General features: G+C 62.0%; 18 protein-coding genes. 6 read left to right on the forward strand and 12 right to left on the reverse strand.

From position 1 onward, the window contains the following. The first annotated feature begins 870 nt into the window (after positions 1 to 870). The 3 genes from U5A52_RS31330 to U5A52_RS31340 all read left to right on the forward strand — a co-directional run bounded on the left by U5A52_RS31330 (position 871) and on the right by U5A52_RS31340 (position 2,933). Positions 871 to 1,227, forward strand: a complete 357-nt coding sequence (locus tag U5A52_RS31330) for an STAS/SEC14 domain-containing protein (protein WP_321937653.1) — start codon at positions 871 to 873, stop codon at positions 1,225 to 1,227. Positions 1,228 to 1,466: 239 nt separating this feature from the next. Beyond that, positions 1,467 to 1,703 (forward strand): hypothetical protein, encoded by a 237-nt coding sequence (locus U5A52_RS31335; RefSeq protein ID WP_321937654.1) that lies wholly within the window; start codon positions 1,467 to 1,469, stop codon positions 1,701 to 1,703. A gap of 123 nt (positions 1,704 to 1,826) precedes the next feature. Continuing rightward, positions 1,827 to 2,933, forward strand: coding sequence for a PAS domain-containing sensor histidine kinase (locus tag U5A52_RS31340; RefSeq protein ID WP_321937656.1), 1,107 nt, complete (start codon positions 1,827 to 1,829; stop codon positions 2,931 to 2,933). Between the two features lie 34 nt (positions 2,934 to 2,967). On the opposite strand, the gene U5A52_RS31345 is transcribed toward U5A52_RS31340, so the two are convergent. The 9 genes from U5A52_RS31345 to U5A52_RS31385 form a co-directional block, all read right to left on the reverse strand. After that, a complete protein-coding gene (locus tag U5A52_RS31345; protein WP_321937658.1) occupies positions 2,968 to 3,375 on the reverse strand; it encodes a response regulator in 408 nt (135 codons plus the stop codon). 578 nt (positions 3,376 to 3,953) lie between these two features. Then, positions 3,954 to 4,271, reverse strand: a complete 318-nt coding sequence (locus U5A52_RS31350) for a chaperone modulator CbpM (protein WP_321937660.1) — start codon at positions 4,269 to 4,271, stop codon at positions 3,954 to 3,956. Positions 4,272 to 4,277: 6 nt separating this feature from the next. After that, positions 4,278 to 5,219, reverse strand: a complete 942-nt coding sequence (locus U5A52_RS31355; RefSeq protein ID WP_321937662.1) for a DnaJ C-terminal domain-containing protein — start codon at positions 5,217 to 5,219, stop codon at positions 4,278 to 4,280. An 89-nt stretch (positions 5,220 to 5,308) separates the two neighbouring features. Continuing rightward, the gene (locus U5A52_RS31360; protein WP_321937665.1) at positions 5,309 to 5,560 is read right to left on the reverse strand and encodes an acyl carrier protein; all 252 of its coding nucleotides are present in this window, start codon (positions 5,558 to 5,560) and stop codon (positions 5,309 to 5,311) included. After that, the gene (locus tag U5A52_RS31365) at positions 5,557 to 6,741 is read right to left on the reverse strand and encodes a dihydrolipoamide acetyltransferase family protein (RefSeq protein WP_321937667.1); all 1,185 of its coding nucleotides are present in this window, start codon (positions 6,739 to 6,741) and stop codon (positions 5,557 to 5,559) included. The genes U5A52_RS31360 and U5A52_RS31365 overlap by 4 nt, the downstream gene beginning before the upstream one ends. A 28-nt stretch (positions 6,742 to 6,769) precedes the next feature. After that, positions 6,770 to 7,744: a pyruvate dehydrogenase complex E1 component subunit beta gene (locus tag U5A52_RS31370; protein WP_321937669.1), complete on the reverse strand. Its 975-nt coding sequence runs from the start codon at positions 7,742 to 7,744 to the stop codon at positions 6,770 to 6,772. Beyond that, positions 7,741 to 8,763, reverse strand: coding sequence for a pyruvate dehydrogenase (acetyl-transferring) E1 component subunit alpha (pdhA, locus tag U5A52_RS31375; protein WP_321937671.1), 1,023 nt, complete (start codon positions 8,761 to 8,763; stop codon positions 7,741 to 7,743). Before pdhA ends, U5A52_RS31370 begins: the two co-directional genes overlap by 4 nt. Then, positions 8,760 to 10,526 carry an acetate--CoA ligase gene (gene acsA, locus U5A52_RS31380; protein ID WP_321937672.1) on the reverse strand — a complete coding sequence of 589 codons (1,767 nt, stop codon included), beginning with the start codon at positions 10,524 to 10,526 and terminating at the stop codon, positions 8,760 to 8,762. Before acsA ends, pdhA begins: the two co-directional genes overlap by 4 nt. A gap of 40 nt (positions 10,527 to 10,566) precedes the next feature. After that, on the reverse strand, positions 10,567 to 10,929 hold the full coding sequence (locus U5A52_RS31385) for a hypothetical protein (RefSeq protein ID WP_321937673.1): 363 nt from the start codon (positions 10,927 to 10,929) through the stop codon (positions 10,567 to 10,569). A gap of 322 nt (positions 10,930 to 11,251) precedes the next feature. Between U5A52_RS31385 and U5A52_RS31390 the strand changes: the two genes are divergently transcribed. The 3 genes from U5A52_RS31390 to U5A52_RS31400 all read left to right on the forward strand — a co-directional run bounded on the left by U5A52_RS31390 (position 11,252) and on the right by U5A52_RS31400 (position 14,358). Beyond that, positions 11,252 to 11,557 (forward strand): GYD domain-containing protein, encoded by a 306-nt coding sequence (locus U5A52_RS31390; RefSeq protein ID WP_321937675.1) that lies wholly within the window; start codon positions 11,252 to 11,254, stop codon positions 11,555 to 11,557. Between the two features lie 618 nt (positions 11,558 to 12,175). Then, positions 12,176 to 13,522 (forward strand): polyhydroxyalkanoate depolymerase, encoded by a 1,347-nt coding sequence (locus U5A52_RS31395; protein ID WP_321937677.1) that lies wholly within the window; start codon positions 12,176 to 12,178, stop codon positions 13,520 to 13,522. A 506-nt stretch (positions 13,523 to 14,028) separates the two neighbouring features. Next, a complete protein-coding gene (locus tag U5A52_RS31400) occupies positions 14,029 to 14,358 on the forward strand; it encodes a hypothetical protein (RefSeq protein ID WP_321937679.1) in 330 nt (109 codons plus the stop codon). A 79-nt stretch (positions 14,359 to 14,437) separates the two neighbouring features. Here U5A52_RS31400 and U5A52_RS31405 read toward each other — a convergent pair whose 3' ends face one another. The 3 genes from U5A52_RS31405 to U5A52_RS31415 form a co-directional block, all read right to left on the reverse strand. Further along, on the reverse strand, positions 14,438 to 14,839 hold the full coding sequence (locus tag U5A52_RS31405; protein WP_321937682.1) for a cytochrome C: 402 nt from the start codon (positions 14,837 to 14,839) through the stop codon (positions 14,438 to 14,440). A 205-nt stretch (positions 14,840 to 15,044) separates the two neighbouring features. Continuing rightward, a complete protein-coding gene (locus U5A52_RS31410) occupies positions 15,045 to 15,830 on the reverse strand; it encodes a helix-turn-helix domain-containing protein (RefSeq protein ID WP_321937683.1) in 786 nt (261 codons plus the stop codon). A gap of 313 nt (positions 15,831 to 16,143) precedes the next feature. After that, positions 16,144 to 16,791, reverse strand: a complete 648-nt coding sequence (locus tag U5A52_RS31415) for a response regulator transcription factor (RefSeq protein WP_321937685.1) — start codon at positions 16,789 to 16,791, stop codon at positions 16,144 to 16,146. Positions 16,792 to 16,991 lie beyond the last annotated feature (200 nt).

Genomic DNA, 16,991 nt, shown 5'->3' on the forward strand with positions numbered 1-16,991 from the left:
GTGGGATACGCGAACCCGGGAACCAGAGGGACGCGCAGGACAGACCAGTAGCGGGACATAGACCAGACCCATCCCCGATGGCCATAAAGGCAGGCGTGACCGGAACCGAAAATGGTAGCGAACGGAGTGGCTGATCGCTGCTGTCGGGAACCGGCGGACGACCGTGGTAAAGCGATTTTGCGTTCTTCGTCAGGGCATCTTACGCGACTGGCCCAACAACCTGACAATGCCAATTGCTAGACATGCCACATCGCTGTCCCGGCAGTCGGGTCTCGAATTCACCTCGAACACGGAGGCGACATGATGTCGAAAGCTGGTTCGAACGCGCACGGCCCTTCTGACTACATTACCCAACTTCAGCAGCATTTCGCGACATCGTCGCAGAGCGCGACAGCTACCGGACAGCCAATGCACACTTCTGCTGGAATGCCGATGCGTAAGCGGTTCAGCTGGCCGTTCGTCCATTCGCATGCGCGTGAGGCATGATGGTTGGAGACAACTTCTGGGGCGGGCGCGCAAGCGCTTCGGCAATACCCGGTCGTGTCGCAGGAGTGACAAGAGGGCGGACGCTAGCCTGTACACGCTGTCAACGGCGGATTACAGAGGGACAACAGTCGTATTCTGCGTGAATGCCAGTATTGCGGGACTGCGATGCCATCCACGGGAATAAGGCACGAACGGACAGTCAGATCGTTGCCCTGCGCGAGCGTTTCGCCGATGTAACGAGCCAGCGTGGCGACCAGATCGGTTGTCTGGGCGTTCTACCAGGCGAACCGAGCCGTGTGAAAAGAGGTAGGATGAGGGCGTTATCGAGTGCCAGGCTCATTCGCGCCTGAGCGTGTAACGTCTCCCTGGTAAGGTGGTCTTGCCATGATCCTGTATCACACCGAGCCCGATTCTCCGGTCGTCGAAATTTCCGTCGAAGGAAAGATCACCGACCACGATCTGCGCGAAGCCATTGAGCATCTGCGTGGCGATCTCGAACTGAATGGCAAGACCCGCGTGCTCGAACGCATCGAGCATTTCACGGGTATCGAGCCGAAGGCGTTGTGGACCGATATAACGCTTGGCGTTTCTGTGGCTCGCAAGGTTACGCGCGCCGCCGTGGTGGCCGATGCGGGTTGGATCCGCGCTTCGATGCATCTGGCGCGCTTCTTTACGAAGGCGGAAGTCAAGGCGTTCCATGTCAACGAGTTGGAGCAGGCGCGCATCTGGATCAACACCTGAGCGCCGCCTGGCGATTCTCGTGGCAGTCCGGCTACCCGTCAGAGCCCGTGCGCCTCTAATCGACCCGGAACTCCGTTCGACAGCACGGCCTCTGCGGTAGCTTCCGGGGGCGGTCATGCATCTAGTTGTGTGGCACTGCGAGCGTTCGGCAGCGGTATTTCGCACTGCGCTTTGTCTTGGGGCCGGGCTGAAAAGACGCACGCCTCTCGCGATCCCCAAGTGATCGCTTAAAGCAACGCATGGGGGCCGGCAAAAAGGCGGGCGCGAACGGGAATGTTTTGGTGCGTGGCTACCGGATGGTCTGGCTTGCAGCAATGGTTGCATCGACCCCCGTGCCTTCTTTCACCGGCCGGATTGCGCCTCATGAGCTTTCGCCGCGCCTTCATCGCGAAGCTCGGGTCGTCCTCGACTTTTTCTTTTCACGTATTCCTTCTACCATCAAAAATGAGATTTTTTCCTGTCAGGCCGCGGTGTAGCTGTAACTTTTGCTGGTCTCCGGGCGTCTCGCCCATTTGCCGACCTGGCCACCGAAGTGCTCAATCTCATTCGACTGATGATTCACAAGAGCCAAGGTCCAGTCAACTGTCCAGGAGGCGGCAATGGCACCCGGCATTTTCCCGCCCGACGATTTTGCCAACCTCAGCGAGGTCGGCATTGATCACCGGTATCGGTTGCTGGTCGATGCGGTGTGCGATTACGCAATTTTCATGCTCGACCGTTCGGGTAACGTAACAAGCTGGAATCCTGGCGCCAAACGGGAGAAGGGTTATTCTGCAGACGAAATCGTTGGCCGACACTTTTCCATCTTTTACACCGATGAGGACACCGCAGCCGGAAAACCCACGCGCCTGCTGGCTGCCGCGAAGGCTCGTGGACGGGTGGAAGACGAAGGGTGGCGTGTACGCAAGGACGGCAGCCGGTTCTGGGCCAACGTGGTCATCACGGCCATTCGCGATGAGCAGGGAGCACTGATCGGTTTTGCGAAGATTACGCGCGACCTGACGGAAAAACGCCGCCTTGATGAGCTGGAACGGATCGCTGCCGATGCGGCACTGGTCCAGCAGGCGCAGGAGAGCGAAAAAAAGCGAATTGCCCGCGAGCTGCATGATGATCTCGGTCAGCGGATCTCCGCACTGAAAATGTCGCTCGCCCTGCTTGAGGCGGACGTGCTCGAACACGTTCCCAAGGCCCTTCACGGGCACTTTGGTGCGTTTCGCGAAGTTGCCGGCGAGCTCGACGCAATGGCTACGTCGATGCGGCGGATCGCGGCCGACCTTCGGCCGCCCGTCCTGGATGACTTCGGACTGGAGGCCGCGCTGGACTGGATGGCCGAACGCTTCGAGAAGCAGTACGGCGTACCTGCACGGTGCGAGATTGAGGCTGGCAGTTTGCAATTCAATGAGCTCGCTACCATTTCACTTTATCGGGTGGCGCAGGAAGCGCTGACAAACGTCGCACGGCATGCGAGGGCGACACAGGTTGAAATCATACTGTCCCGAAACGGAGAGGACTGCAATCTGCGTATCCATGACGATGGCGTCGGCTTTCCAGGAGGATGGAAGCTGCGACCGGACGCTTTCGGGGTGCGCAGCATGCGCGAGCGCATCGCGCAACTGGGCGGAGACCTGTCCATTGAGAGCGTCCCCGGTAACGGTGTCACGGTCGCAGCAAGAGTGCCGCTATCGCGAGTCACGCTGCAGGACTAGGTGCGCGTTGTGACGGCTGCCGGACCGCTCAGCCTCAGTGCGACCTGGCGTACGCGCTCCGTTTGCCCGCAAGTTTCCCGATTTCGCTGACCGCTTGACTGAATTCGGTCGTCTTGTCAAAAAAGAAATCGGCTCCAGCGATGCGGGCAGCGCGGCGAGCCGTCGACGCAGCATGATTGGTCAACATGATCTTCGTCGCCGTGCAACGGGTGCTGTTCAGTCTGCCAATGAGTTCCAGCCCGTTTCCGACGCGCAGGTGCAGATCGGCCACCACCACGTCTGGACGGAGCCTGAGAATTTCATCGAAGGCGACCGTGGCGTCATCAGAAACACCGACGACCCTTGCCAGCCCTGGCGATTCGAGGAGGGCCACCAGTCGCCGCAGCACCAGCGCCGAGTCCTCCGCCAGGTACACCGAGAGTTTGGGGAGAACGAGGCTCATTCGACGGGTTTTCCTGCCGGTTGGTGGGCTTTAAAGGTCGGCGGAACCGGTATCCGCTGATCTTTCCGGTTGCGGCAGATCATGGACTGCAAATGCCTCGCTCGCCCGCTTCCGGCCGGCGTGTCCGCGCATCGGCCGCCAAAAGCGAAACAGCAAAAACAGGCGTTCCGGAAACGCGTCGCGCCGGCCCTGTTTCACGACTACCGTGCAACTAGCCAATCCAGTGTCAGGCGGATCCGAGAGGCCAGGATTGATGTGGATCATTCCCGCGCACCGCCCCGCATGCTCGACGAACCGTCGACGGTTTTCGACGACCTAAAGCTGCAGCGGGACGGCAGGCAGATCACTGTCAGCCAGAGGAGCACCCCCGGGACGTCGGGAATACCGCCATGTTCGACGGCTCGCGGTACAGCAGCGCAGCCGACAAGTGGTGGTCGCCGGTCTACGGCAGCACCGAGGTGCAAAGCGGGACCACGCTGGTTTCCTGATGCGAATGCTCGAGAATGCACATGCAAAGCGGACACTCGACAGGCAGGACATAGGATCGTTCCTGGTCTGGTCCAATGCGTACTGGACGTTCAGTAGCCACGCGAACGTTTGGAGCGTGCCTTCAGCGCCTCGATTTCGTCGAGTAGATCGAGCGCGAGCGCGATGCCCGATGCGTTGATCTGAAGGTCGCGAGCCAGCCGGAAAGCGGCACGCGCGCGCCGCAAAGAGGCGCCGCTGAACCGCCATTCCTGCGGAACGGTGCCCTTCGGCTCGAAGACGCCCTCAGCAACCCAAAGCGTGATTTCCTCTTCCGATGCGCCGCTGACCCGACTCAGCTCGACGAGCGTGAACTCGACGTTTGCATCGACTATCTGACCTGCCAGATAGGTCGTCTCAGATTCTTTCATGTTGAACTACCCATAAAACCGCGCACGCGGGTCGAAGTTGAACGCTTGCCGCATCGTCTCGTAGGCCGTTTTGGCCGGCTCGCTGTCGGCCGGGGGCAACACGATGTTCAAGATCACATACACATCCCCGGGTGGGTTCCCGGGAATTCCCTTGCCCCTGAGCCGCAAGCGCGTGCCACCTGCCGAGCCTTTGGGCACGGTCATTTCGACCCAGCCATCGGGCGTTGGCACCGTCACGTGCGCGCCAAGTGCCGCTTCCCACGGCGCCACCGGCAACTCGAGCGAGACATCGGCTCCATCGACGCGAAAGCGCGGATGCTCGCGAAACGCAATTTCCAGGTAGAGGTCCCCTGCGGGGCCTCCCCCTACGCCGGTTCCTCCTTGGCCGGCAAGCCGCAGATGCTGGCCGGCCCGCACGCCTTGCGGAATGGAAACGTTCAAGGTACGTGATTGCACCGAGACATGGCCGTGCGCATCAATGACCGGCAATTGCAGCGAAATCGTGCGCTTTGCTCCGTGATAGGCATCCTCGAGATCGATGAGCACCTTCGCGTGGTGATCCTGTCCCGTCGCGTGCGAGGGCCCGTGCCGGGCATGCGCTGCTCGCGCACCGCCAAACATCGCTTCGAAAAACTCGTTGAGGTTGGCATGAGTGGCGGCATCCTCGCCCGCGCCGCTGAATTCGAAGCCTTCGTCCCAGTTGGGGGGAGGCTGGAATTCCTCTCCGCTGCGCCAATGAGCGCCCATGCGGTCATAGGCGGCGCGCTTTTCTGGATCCTTGAGCACCTCATAGGCCTCGCCCAATTCCTTGAAGCGATCCTCCGCGTCCGTGTGCTTGCTGACGTCCGGATGGTATTTGCGCGCGAGCTTTCGATATGCGCGCTTGATGTCCTCCTGAGCCGCCGTACGCTCCACGCCCAGGATCGCGTAATAGTCCTTGTATTTCATTTGAAAGATACGTCAACGAGGTATGGGAATAACTGCGTTCGCAATCGATAACTCAACCTAAGGGGCCGTGCGGTAGGTGTCGAAAGCCTCTACGAAGGTTTGCGTGCTCGTGCGAGATACGTGACCAGGTCATCGAGCGTCACCAACCGCGCATAGTCGGCCTCGGGAATTTCGACCTTCAGCTTCTCGTGCAACTGCGTGAGGAAGTGGAGCCAGTCGATCGAATCGAGGTCAACCTGGCGACGAAGCGGCCGATCGGCGCGCAACGTCGCCTCCTCGACTTCGGGCGCGATGGATTTGAGCGTGGCCAGCACGACCACGCGAATGTCGGTTTCACTCATGAATCCAGCTCCTGGGGATGCTGCAACGTCTCGCTCAGCTCGACGAGGAAGCGCGCGCCGCGGTGACCGTCGGTTACGCGATGATCGGCCGAGAGGCTCGCGGTGATGGCGGACATGACCTTGAGTCCGCCGTTCTCTGCCCATGGCCGCTCAGCGATGCGCCCGAAACCGACGAGCGCGACCTGCGGCGGATAAATGACGCCGAGCACCTCGCTGCTGCCCTGGTCGCCGAGGCTTGTCAGCGTGATGGTGGGTTCAGACAGCTCGGAGCTCCGTAACGAGCCTGCGCGGCACCGGCTCGTCAGGTCGACCAGCTCGCGCATCAATTGTGCGAGCGGCTTCGTGTCTGCGTCGAGCAGCGCAGGGGCCACGAGTCCGCCTTGACGCAACGAGATCGCGACGCCAACGTGGATGCGCGGCGCGGCATGGAATTCGCCGTCGCGATAGAAGCCGTTGAGATCCTGGAAGCGCCTTAACGTGAGCGCAACGGCCTTGATCAGCGGCACGGCGGGCAATAGCCGGTCCTCGATCGAATGCCTGGCGTTTTCCGCGGTGAGCCACGCCAGCATGAGCCCGAGGGGGATGGTCTCCGACACATAGTAGTGCGGAATTTCCCGCTTCGAACGCTCCATCGCAGCGGCGATCGTATGGCGCATCGCGGCGAGCCGGTCGCCCGTTCCTGCCGGCGAGGCGCCAGCGGGCGTGGTGGCCATCTGCTCGACGTCTTCGAGCTGCACCGCACCATCGGGGCCGGTGGCCGTCACCGCATCGAGTTCAATCTTCAGTTGCTGTGCACGCCTGCGCGCGGCGGGCGAGACCTTGCGGCGCGTGGTGGGTGCGCCACCGGGCACACCAGCGAGCGCACCGCGAGGCGTGGCTTGCATGCCCGGCGCGCGCGCCTCATGCGGCGTCCTGCGCGGTGCGCGTGTGACAGGTGGCGCTTCGCCTCGCTCCAGCAGCGTTGCAATGGTCGTGCCGACCGGAACCTTTTCGCCCGGTTCGAGCATCAGCTCATCGATGGTGCCTTCCTGCCAGCTCTCGATATCGACGGCTGCCTTGCTCGTGTCGACGATCGCCACCACCTGGCCCTTCTTCACGGCGTCGCCCGGCTTGACCTTCCATTCGAGGAGCGTGCCCTCGTCCATGTCGGCACCCATGGAAGGCAGTTTGAATTCGATCATGCGTCGTGCTCCCGGTGCGCCGCGGCCATCACGACACCAGCCTGCGCGCGGTGTCGGCAATCGTCGTGGCCTGGGGCAGGGCGGCTTCTTCCATGTGGCGCGCGTACGGGATTGGCACATCCTCGGCGCATACGCGCGCAACGGGCGCGTCAAGCTCGTAGAACGCCTGTTCGACAATGCGCGTTGCTATCTCCGAGGCCACGCTCGCACTGCGCCAGCATTCGTCGACGATCACCGCGCGCCGGCATTTCGTCACCGACGCCATAATGGATGCATCGTCGAGCGGCCGCAGCACGCGCAGGTCCACCACCTCGGCGCTCACGCCGTCCTTTGCCAACTGGTCCGCGGCGTCCAGCGCCTTGTGCAGACATCCACCATAGGCAAAGATCGCCACGTCGCTACCCACCCGCCGTACTTTCGCATTGCGGATGTCGACGCCCGTCACCTCGGGCAACTCGTCCTCCATGTTGTAGAGCCCTGCGTGCTCGAAGATCAGCACCGGATCGGGATCAGCAAGCGCCGCCGCGAGCATGTAGCGTGCATCTTCGACAGTGGCGGGCGCGAGTGCCTTGATGCCGGGAATCCCCGCGTACCAGCCCTCGAAGCTGTGCGAATGCTGCGCCGCGACCTGGCGGCCGGCGCCGGTGGCCATGCGCACGACGAGAGGCACCGAGAACTGACCGCCCGACATATGGTGATAGAGCGCGGCGGTATTGACGATCTGGTCGAGCGCCAGCAGGCTGAAATTCACGGTCATGATTTCGACAATGGGACGCATGCCGCCGAGCGCGGCGCCGATACCCGCGCCCGTAAATGCCAGTTCGGAGAGTGGTGTGTCGCGAATACGTTCGGGACCGAACGTCTCGAGCAGTCCGGCAGAAACTGCATAGCTTCCGCCATAGCGACCCACGTCTTCTCCCATGAGAAAGACCCGGGCATCCTGGGCTAAGGCTTCGCGCAATGCCTCGCGCAATGCCTCGCGGTAGCTGAGGCGGCGCGTCACGGTGCGTCTCCCGTTTGTGTATAGACGTACTTCGTCAAGTCCTCGACTGGCTCCCAGGCGCCAGCCTCGGCAAACCCGACTGCTCGCGCGACTTCGGCTTCAACTTCGGCGTCGAGCGCCTGGAATTCCGCTTCGCTGAGCTTGCCTTCGTCCTTGAGTCGTTCGGTGAACGTGTGGATCGGTCCGCGCGCTTTCCATTGCTCGACTTCCGCCTTGTCGCGATAGCGTTCGGCGTCATACATCGAGTGCGCGCGGAAGCGATAGGTCTGCAATTCGAGAAACAGCGGTTGATGCGCGCTGCGCACGTACGCTGCCGCTTGCGCCGTTGCTTCGCACACGGCCACGATGTCCATGCCGTCCGCGCGCCGCGTTTCGATGCGGTATGAGGCGGCTTTAGCACAGAGATCGGTTTGCGACTGGTAGCGCTCGAGTGCGGTGCCCATCGCGTACAGATTGTTCTCGCAGCAGAACAGCACCGGCAGTTTCCAGAGCGCCGCGAGGTTCATCGACTCGTGGAACACGCCTTCAGCAACCGCGCCGTCGCCGAAAAAGCACGCGGTGATACGTTGTGCGTGCTGCATCGTGTCGGCGAGCGCAAGGCCCACCGCGAGCGGCAGGCCGCCGCCGACTATGGCGTTGCCGCCGAAGAGGCGCGTCTTGCGGTCGAACAGATGCATCGAGCCGCCGCGACCACGCGCACAGCCTTCGATCTTGCCGTACATCTCGGCCATCAGCACACCCATGTCCATGCCGCGCAGGAGCGCATGCGCGTGCTCGCGGTACGTGGCGACGATATTGTCGTCGGCGTCGAGCGCGTGAATCGTGCCCACGCCGGTCGCCTCTTCGCCGATGTACAGGTGCAGAAAGCCGCGGATCTTGCCTGCGCCGTAAAGCTCCGCGCACTTCTCCTCGAGCCGGCGCACCCGCAGCATGCCGCGCAGCAGCGCGAGCGAGCGCGCCTTGTCGTAGGGGACCGGTCCGGTGGGAGGCGCGGGAGCGGGGTGATCAACGGCAGTCATGATCCGGACTCCAAAGTTGACGTGTCGCCTTCGGCGAGTCCTAGTTCACGCGCCTTCAGCAAGCGGCGCATGATCTTGCCGCTGCGCGTATGCGGTAGTTGCGCGACGAACTCCAGCTCCTTGGGCGCGACCGCCGCGCCAAGACGCTTACGCGCGTAGCCGAGCAATTCCATGCGTAGTGCTTCGCCTGCCTCGTAGCCGTGATTCAGGGCGACGAATGCCTTGACCGTCTCGCCGACCACCGGGTCTGGCTTGCCGATGATGCCGACCTCCGCGACAGCGGGATGCTCCATCAGCGCGCTTTCGACTTCGAACGGCCCGATCAGATGACCGGCCGACTTGATCACATCGTCGGCCCGGCCGATGAACCAGTAGTAGCCGTCGGCGTCGCGCCGCGCGAGATCACCGCTCAGGTACCAGTCGCCGGCGAAGCTCTTCAGGTAGCGCGCTTCGTTGTTCAGGTAGCCGCGGAACATGGCCGGCCAGCCGCGCCTGAGCGCCAGTTCGCCCTGGGTATCGGGCGTTTCGACCAACCGCATGCCACCGCCCTCCACATGCTCGACAATCGCGGCATCGACCCCCGGCAGCGGCCGGCCCATCGAGCCTGGCTTGATGTCGAACGCCGGCGTGTTCGCGATCATGATCCCGCCGGTTTCGGTCTGCCACCAGTTGTCGTGAATCGGCAGGCCCAGCACCTCCTTGCCCCAACAGACGGCCTCGGGGTTCAGCGGCTCGCCGACGCTCGCAACGAAGCGCAACTGCGGGAATGCGTACCGCTTCGCGATCGGCGCACCGGCGCGCATCAGCATGCGGACCGCCGTGGGCGCGGTGTACCAGACCGAAACGCGCTCGTCCTGCAGGATGCCGTACCAGCGCTCGGCGTCGAACTCTTCGCGCTCGACCACCGAAGTGACGCCCTGCAGCAATGGCGCGATGACGCCGTACGACGTGCCCGTCACCCAGCCCGGGTCGGCGGTGCACCAGTAGACGTCATCGGGGTGCAGGTCGAGCGCGTAGCGGCCGGTCACCCAGTGCGTGAGCGCGGCACCGTGCACATGCAGCGCGCCCTTCGGCGTGCCGGTGGTGCCGCTCGTGAAATGCATGAGCGCGAGGTCGTCGGCCGAGGTGGCTTCGTAGGCGCAGACGGTGGGCGCATGCGCCATCAGCGTGGCCAGGTCGCGCGTGCCGGGAATGGCGGTCGTGCCGCCGTCTTCCGCCACCAGCAGCACGTGCTTCAGGCCTGGCATCTGGTCGAGACAGTGCGCGATCTTGCGCTCGAAGAGCTCGTCGGTCGTCACGAGCACCGTGCCCGCGCCGAGGTTCACGCGCGTCGCAATGGGCTCGGGGCCGAACGCGGAGAAGAGCGGCGAGACGACGGTGCCGTTCTTGAGTGCGCCAAGCAGCGCGACGTAGAGCTCGGGAATGCGTCCGCTCAGAATGAAAAGGCGGTCGCCCTTGCACACGCCGAGCTTGCGCAACACGTTGCAGAACCGGTTCGTGAGCGCCTCGAGTTCGGCATAGCTGACATTCCTGGCCGGGGCGTTGCGGGCGAGAAAGCGCAGGGCGGTTTTCATGCGCAGTGGCCCGGTGCAGTGGCGGTCCACTGCCTGCCAGGCGATATTGATGCCGCCTTCGGGTTCCGCGCCCAGTTCATGCGCGGCCGCTTCCCACGAGAAGCGGCCGCGCTCGCCCTCGTAGTCGGCGAAATTCGGTGCGACCCGCAAGTCGGCCGCGGTCTTGCGGATGACAGGTTGTACGTCCATCTCTGCGACTTCCATCCTGAAGCGGGTGCAGGGCGCGTCCCTACGCGTGGCCCACGCCGGTGGTGACGCGTTGCGTCGCACCATCGGGCCCGGCGACATCGCGCTGCGCACTGGCAGGCGATGCGCTAGCGGGTAAGCCCGCCTGCACGACGACCTCCGACACGCTCTTGCAGTAATGCATCGCGTGCGAAAGGCAGGAGGGCAGCATCAAGCTGCCGATTGCCATGTATTCGGGCGCGCTGCGTGTGAGTGCACAGCGCGCCGAGGTTTCCATACAAAGCGCCAGCCAGTCGGCATACGCTTGCGTCTGGAGATTCGCGAGCGCCATCCAGGCGCCCGCGAGCGCTTGCGGCGGCGTCGGGGCGCTGGAAGGTGTAGGCGAGGGTGAAGTGGGACTGGGCATGAGCGTCTCCGGCATGAACGGTTCCCCGTACTCGCAAGCTGCGCTTTCGCAGCGTTTCTTTGTAACGGTATCCCTCAATCGATTGCAAAATTTGAGACAGGTCAAAGACGAAGGGGGTGGGCCGCGATGCGTCGCCCGACAATTATTGACATGTATCAAATTGCCGCGACGGCACGCGGATGAGAGTGCCGATAGGGGCGTGATGATGTGCAGCGCTGGACACAGTCAGCGCGTGCAGCAGGGCGAAGGCGACCGCAGAGCACGCGCTCACATTTCACCGGGACGGCAAAGAGTCGACTCGCGGCTCATTTTCAGTTGAGGAATGATCAAGCCTGATTTCATTCTGATGACGCGGCTTTCGGCCGAAGCACTTCGTTCCGGGGTGAACGCCGAGGCCAATGAGGAACGCGCGCTTGAGCGGATCGCTGGCGCGTGCCCGGGCATCGAGTGGAAGCATAGTTTCGCCATGCTCGGACAGTACGATTTCCTGGACGTATTCTCGGCACCCGACATTGAAACAGCGATGCGGGTGTCGGCATTGATGCGGACGCTGGGGCGGTCGCACTCCGAGGTGTGGCCGGCGATCTCGCGAAAGGATTTTCACGCGATCATCGAAGCGATTGCCTGACGCCCGTGACGCGCCCGACGTACGTGAGTGCCGCTTACGGGTGGCGCGCCGCATAGCCCGGCCGGTCGATCTGTTCCGGATGTTGCGGAACGCGCCGCAAACGCTCGGTATGCATACCATTGCGGCAAGCTTGCGCGCCATCGCGCCGTACACGTCTTAGTCCATGTCGGGCGCGGGAGAGAGGATCAAGGTGCAGCGCCATGCTCGATGCAGCGAACCGTGTAGCGGTAATCGGGATTACAGGCCCGATCGGTACGCGCTTCACCTGACCGAGCCGTGCGTCGGGGCACCAGGGGCGCCTCACAACCGCGCTTCGAACACTGCGCAAGGCGTGCAAGCTTGAGTGCCCTTGCATGTATGGTCTGGAGCGGCCAGCGCATGTGCGTTCCAGTAACTTGCCGCTGCCGGGACCGCGTGAATACGCAGACATGTGGCGGTCGAGACAGAACGGACCATGGCGCGGCACGCGGACTGGCCTCTGCCATTCGCCGCCGCTCCGCGCCTGCCGGGCGATGATCTGCATCAACCTGCCGATGTTCCCGCAGTCCTACTGTTCAAACAGATCCGTTCGATCCATTGAATCGGTCGAGGCGAACGTGGGAGTACAGGAGACAGTTGATGACCAGAGAACGGAAAGCTGCGCCCCGGCCAAACCCAGCGGACTGCGCACCGATCATTGGAGAATATTGCAGTGGGCCGGGGCACTTCGGCGAGCGCGGTCTGACACGCGCGCTGCCCGCCTATTGGCTCTACGAAACGGCGCATGCGGCGCTTAGTCCCGCACGAGCGTTAGCCGGCGCCGGCCAATTCCTTTTCCAGCATCCCGCCAACCCGTTCGCGGCTACCTTTTCGGGCAAACTGGTTGCCGCTACCTGTGAACTGGTCGAGCGCGCCACCCGCCACTACGGGAAACCGGAATGGGACATTACGTCGACAGTCATCGACGGTCAGACTGTGCCCGTGGGTATTACGCCGCTCTGGGAGCGGCCCTTCTGCCGCCTCATTCATTTTGAGCGCTTGCTTGACGACCCTGTGCGGCCACAGCCTCGTCTTCTGATCGTCGCACCGATGTCGGGTCACTTCCCGACCCTGATCCGCGGGACGATCCAGGCCTTCTTGCCGAGCCATGATGTCTTCGTGACGGAATGGGTGGATGCACGTCTGGTGCCCATTATCGCGGGACATTTCGACCTCGATGATTACATCGACTACCTGATCGAAATGTTGCACGTCCTGAAAGGCGACGTTCACCTGATGGCCGTATGTCAAGCGTCGGTCCCCGTCCTGGCCGCGGTCGCTCTCATGGAGGCTGCCGGCGATCCGGCGGTGCCTCGCTCCATGATCCTGATGGGTGGCCCGATAGACACGCGCATTAACCCTACCTCCGTGAACAGACTTGCGGAACAGCGTGGGCTAGAGTGGTTTCGACGTAACGTGATTACGAAAGTGCCCTTTCCAAATCCTGGCTTCTTGCGCGATGTCTATCCAGGTTTTCTTCAGCTTTACGGATTCATGGTCATGAATCTCGACCGGCACATGCAAGCGCATCAGAGACTGTTTCAGCACCTTGTTGCAGGCGACCACGATTCGGCTCAAAGGCATCGGGAATTTTACGATGAATACCTCGCCGTAATGGATCTCAGCGCCGAGTTTTACCTGCAGACCTGTGATACGGTCTTCATTCGTCATGCACTACCGAGAGGCGAGATGACTCACCGCGGGCATCCGGTTGACCCCTCCCGGATACGCCGGGTTGCCCTGATGACGGTCGAAGGAGAACATGACGACATTTCGGGCGTAGGACAGACAGAGGCTGCGCACGAGCTCTGTCCAAACATCCCGGCACCGCGGCGTTCTCACTGGCTGCAGCCGGGCGTGGGCCATTACGGTGTCTTCAACGGCGAGCGCTTTCGCACCGAAGTCGTGCCGAAGGTGACGGAATTCATTCTGGCGTGCTCTATGTAATGAATCATCGACGTCGAGAAGACGTAACGCTGAAAGTGGTACTGGGGAGCCGTGCGGGTCCAAATGCCGCATCGGGCTGTAGATCATCAGCGACCTTGCAGGTCGCACCTGCGTGCCGTATTCATTGAGTTGATATGCGTCAAAAGGCCGGTCGTTCCGAACCCTATCCTGAATTTGATCGTCGACGACTTGGCTTGCGGGCGGCACGGGTGAGGAACAGGATCGGACCGAAATCTAAAATGCCGAATTGATCAGGTCGCTGGCCCGAACGGATGTCGACACCCAGATCAGAATCACGCAGGTCTCGGCAGCGGATGAGCCGTGCGCCTGAAAAATAAAGAAGGTCTCGCAACCAGGGCGATCGCGGTGTCGGGAGATTCCCCTGATGATCTTTCGGGAATCGACCTCAGGAGCGGGCATGCAAACAACGTTCAGAGCGAAGCGCAGTCGCGTTGATGGGCCCGGGGAAAAGGATGACCAGGTCGGGGGAGGCAATGGGACTTGGAATGCAGATTGTCTATCTGGGCTTTTCGGGCTCTGCCAATATAGAAGCGGAGGCCGCTGTTCAGCTGTTGCGTCTCGAGCCGTTTGGCGGGTTGCTGAAATCCTGTCATCTTGCGATCGAATCATTGCATTGCGAGGACAATCGCGCGGCGTACGGTGTGCGCCTGGATCTTTTCATGGCGCCGGAGGAGCTCAAACCTGTGGTCCACTGTACTGACGAAGATCCTCTCGTCGCGATCCGGGTGGTATTCGAAGCCGCCGAGCGCACGCTGCAACTCGCGGGCGCTCCCCGTTCGGCCAGGAAAGACGGCCACGCGCGGCGCGGCCATTGAATGAAATGTGAAAACGTCTGAAGTCCCAGGATGAAGCGTCATGCAGAACGCCAAAGACGCTCCTCTGGATGTTTCCGGTCTACTGGCTCAGTACCCACTTAACGAGTGTACGGGCGTCCTCAGCCGAAAGTGGTGCGCCGCGCTCGACCGGCAAAGGCATGGGCAGGTCGCCCCAGTGTGCCTTGCCGCCGCGCCTGAGCTTTTCTTCGAGCTGCGTATGAGCGTTGGGCTTGTCGCGGTAGCGTTCTGCGATCTGGTGGAACGAAGGCGCGAGAAACGGCGCGGGTGCATCGGCCGTGTGGCAAAACATGCAGTGCTGCTGCTCGATGAGTTCAGTTGGTTCAGGAAGCGCTGCGAGTGCGATTGCGGCATGCGTCGAAACCGCAGACACCGCGATGAACCGCAGGCGGAATGCGCCCGCGCGCGGGCGGCCAGGTGAGCGCGATGCGGTGAAAGCAGGGGGAAGTCTTTTGCGGGGCATGGATCGTCTCCTTCGACCGGCGGACATGCCCCGAGGGGCAGTAACCTCGCGTTGCCTGGTGCGGCACCCTTGACCTGGGGTAACGGGAAAAGGTGCCGCGGAGTCCGCCTGTGAACTGCACAATGGGCGCTGCGAGACAGGTGCGCGTCGAATGCGGCAGCCGACTTGCAAGACTGCTGGGCAGGCTTGTCCGGGCTGCCTGAGATCATACCCGTGAGAGACGCTCCGCGTCGATGATGCGGATTTCCTTGCCGTTCGGCTCGACCATGCCCTCCTTGTGAAAACGGGAAAACATCCGGCTCACGGTTTCGAGCTTCATGCCGAGAAGGCATCCGATCTCCTCGCGGCTCATCTTCAGGTTGAAGTGGGTGCCGGAGTAACCGCGCGCCCTGAAGCGCGCAGCGAGATCGAGCAGAAAGAACGCGAGCCGTTGCTCCGCCGTCATCGTGCCAAGCAGCATCATGAGGCTCGATTCGCGTACGATCTCCCTGCTCATCAACTGGTGGAGATAGCGTTGCATGCGATGACTTCTGGAGCACAGTGATTCGAGCTGGCTGAAAGGCATGACGCAGACCGTGCTGTCCTCGAGTGCAATCGCATCGCAGTTGTGCATGCCGGCGCAGATGCCCCCGAGTCCGAGCGAATCACCGGGAATCTGGAACCCCGTGACCTGCTCGTGGCCGTCCCGATGCAGGACGACAGTCTTGAACGACCCGGTGCGCACGGTATACAGGCTCTGGAAAACATCGCGCGCGCGAAACAGCTTTTCGCCACACCGGACATGACGGGTCGTGAGGACGATAGAGTCAAGCTGCTGGATTTCAGTGACCGTCAGGTTCGTCGGCATGTCGACGGACCGCAGCGAGCGCACGGGGCCGGGCGATACGGCCGGGAGAGGCACAGCGTTAGCGTCAGGGTTCGTAGCGTCGGTTACCCAGCGCATCTGCGATGGCGTGGGCAACGAGGGATCGTACACGTGCTCGGCATACATGACTCTCTCCAGTTCAGCGTGCGGCGCACGCACGCTGTTTCACAAACCTGGCAATTGGTGCCGGCCGCGTTGCCCTCGGCCGCATCGTCAGATAAGGCGTCGCCCCCCGCTCACTGGTTGCTGCCCCGAAGGAATGGTGCTGGGGAAGTCCGGAGTCCGGACACGTCGTTTGGGCGGATCGGATCGTCTTGCAGACAGTATCGGCGGCGCCGTCCCGGAAACAAATCAGCGGCGGTTGAAAATGCCGTACGCAGGGAGGAAGGTTTGTAGGGTGATTCCTACAATCATGTGGAAGAACAGCGCGGCGCAAGCCTTAAGGATTGTCCTCGTCATCCAGAAGCTTGTGGTTTAGTGCGTAACGGACAAGGGCAGCCTCATGCGGAAGCTGCATTTTGTCGAGAATACGGATCTTGTAGGTGCTCACGGTCTTGGCGCTGACGCAGAGAGACTGCGCGATTTCGCTGATCGTCTGTCCAGCAGCGATGCGGCGGAAGACTTCGAATTCGCGATCAGACAGCCGCTGATGTGGCAGGGCGTCGGCAGGTTCATTCAGGCTTTGCGCAAAATGCTCGGCCATCCTCATGCTGATGTAGACACCGCCGGTCGCAACTTTCCTCACCGCACCCACGAGTTCCGTGCTCGCGCTTTCCTTCGTGAGATAGCCAGAGGCACCCGCCTTGAACGCGCGCACGGCGTACTGCTGCTCGGCGTGCATCGTCAGTACGAGTAGCCGTAAGGCGGGCTTCTCTTCCTTGATCTGCTTGATGAGATCCACTCCACTGCGCCCCGGCATTGACAGATCGAGCACAAGAACCTTTGCATCGCGCGAGCGTACGAGAGCGAGAGTGGATGCGCCGTCCCAGCCTTCACCAACAATCTCGAAATCTCGCGCGTCCTCGAGGATACGGCGCAATCCCTCTCGCATGAGCGTGTGGTCGTCGGCAATGATTACTTCAATCATGTCGTGATCCCTCCGGGCTGAAGCGCACCCCGCCGCCTTAACAGGCGCGGGATGGCAGCTCCTCGGTGAAACCGTATCAATTTCTATGGCTCTATGTCAATTTCATCTGATGAATGATTCACGATTTCATTCTTGCAAGCCACGCGTCAGGATCGAATCAGCTTGACGCTGTCGTGAGTCGAACGGCATCAACTAAGATC

This window comes from Paraburkholderia sp. J8-2, assembly GCF_905220195.1.
Lineage (GTDB): Bacteria > Pseudomonadota > Gammaproteobacteria > Burkholderiales > Burkholderiaceae > Paraburkholderia.

Coding starts and splice junctions, on each gene's coding strand:
- U5A52_RS31330 (WP_321937653.1), top strand. CDS start 871: ATGATCCTGTATCACACCGAGCCCGATTCTCCGGTCGTCGAAATTTCC.
- U5A52_RS31335 (WP_321937654.1), top strand. CDS start 1,467: ATGGGGGCCGGCAAAAAGGCGGGCGCGAACGGGAATGTTTTGGTGCGT.
- U5A52_RS31340 (WP_321937656.1), top strand. CDS start 1,827: ATGGCACCCGGCATTTTCCCGCCCGACGATTTTGCCAACCTCAGCGAG.
- U5A52_RS31345 (WP_321937658.1), bottom strand. CDS start 3,375: ATGAGCCTCGTTCTCCCCAAACTCTCGGTGTACCTGGCGGAGGACTCG.
- U5A52_RS31350 (WP_321937660.1), bottom strand. CDS start 4,271: ATGAAAGAATCTGAGACGACCTATCTGGCAGGTCAGATAGTCGATGCA.
- U5A52_RS31355 (WP_321937662.1), bottom strand. CDS start 5,219: ATGAAATACAAGGACTATTACGCGATCCTGGGCGTGGAGCGTACGGCG.
- U5A52_RS31360 (WP_321937665.1), bottom strand. CDS start 5,560: ATGAGTGAAACCGACATTCGCGTGGTCGTGCTGGCCACGCTCAAATCC.
- U5A52_RS31365 (WP_321937667.1), bottom strand. CDS start 6,741: ATGATCGAATTCAAACTGCCTTCCATGGGTGCCGACATGGACGAGGGC.
- pdhA (WP_321937671.1), bottom strand. CDS start 8,763: ATGACTGCCGTTGATCACCCCGCTCCCGCGCCTCCCACCGGACCGGTC.
- acsA (WP_321937672.1), bottom strand. CDS start 10,526: ATGGACGTACAACCTGTCATCCGCAAGACCGCGGCCGACTTGCGGGTC.
- U5A52_RS31385 (WP_321937673.1), bottom strand. CDS start 10,929: ATGCCCAGTCCCACTTCACCCTCGCCTACACCTTCCAGCGCCCCGACG.
- U5A52_RS31390 (WP_321937675.1), top strand. CDS start 11,252: ATGATCAAGCCTGATTTCATTCTGATGACGCGGCTTTCGGCCGAAGCA.
- U5A52_RS31395 (WP_321937677.1), top strand. CDS start 12,176: ATGACCAGAGAACGGAAAGCTGCGCCCCGGCCAAACCCAGCGGACTGC.
- U5A52_RS31400 (WP_321937679.1), top strand. CDS start 14,029: ATGCAGATTGTCTATCTGGGCTTTTCGGGCTCTGCCAATATAGAAGCG.
- U5A52_RS31405 (WP_321937682.1), bottom strand. CDS start 14,839: ATGCCCCGCAAAAGACTTCCCCCTGCTTTCACCGCATCGCGCTCACCT.
- U5A52_RS31410 (WP_321937683.1), bottom strand. CDS start 15,830: ATGTATGCCGAGCACGTGTACGATCCCTCGTTGCCCACGCCATCGCAG.
- U5A52_RS31415 (WP_321937685.1), bottom strand. CDS start 16,791: ATGATTGAAGTAATCATTGCCGACGACCACACGCTCATGCGAGAGGGA.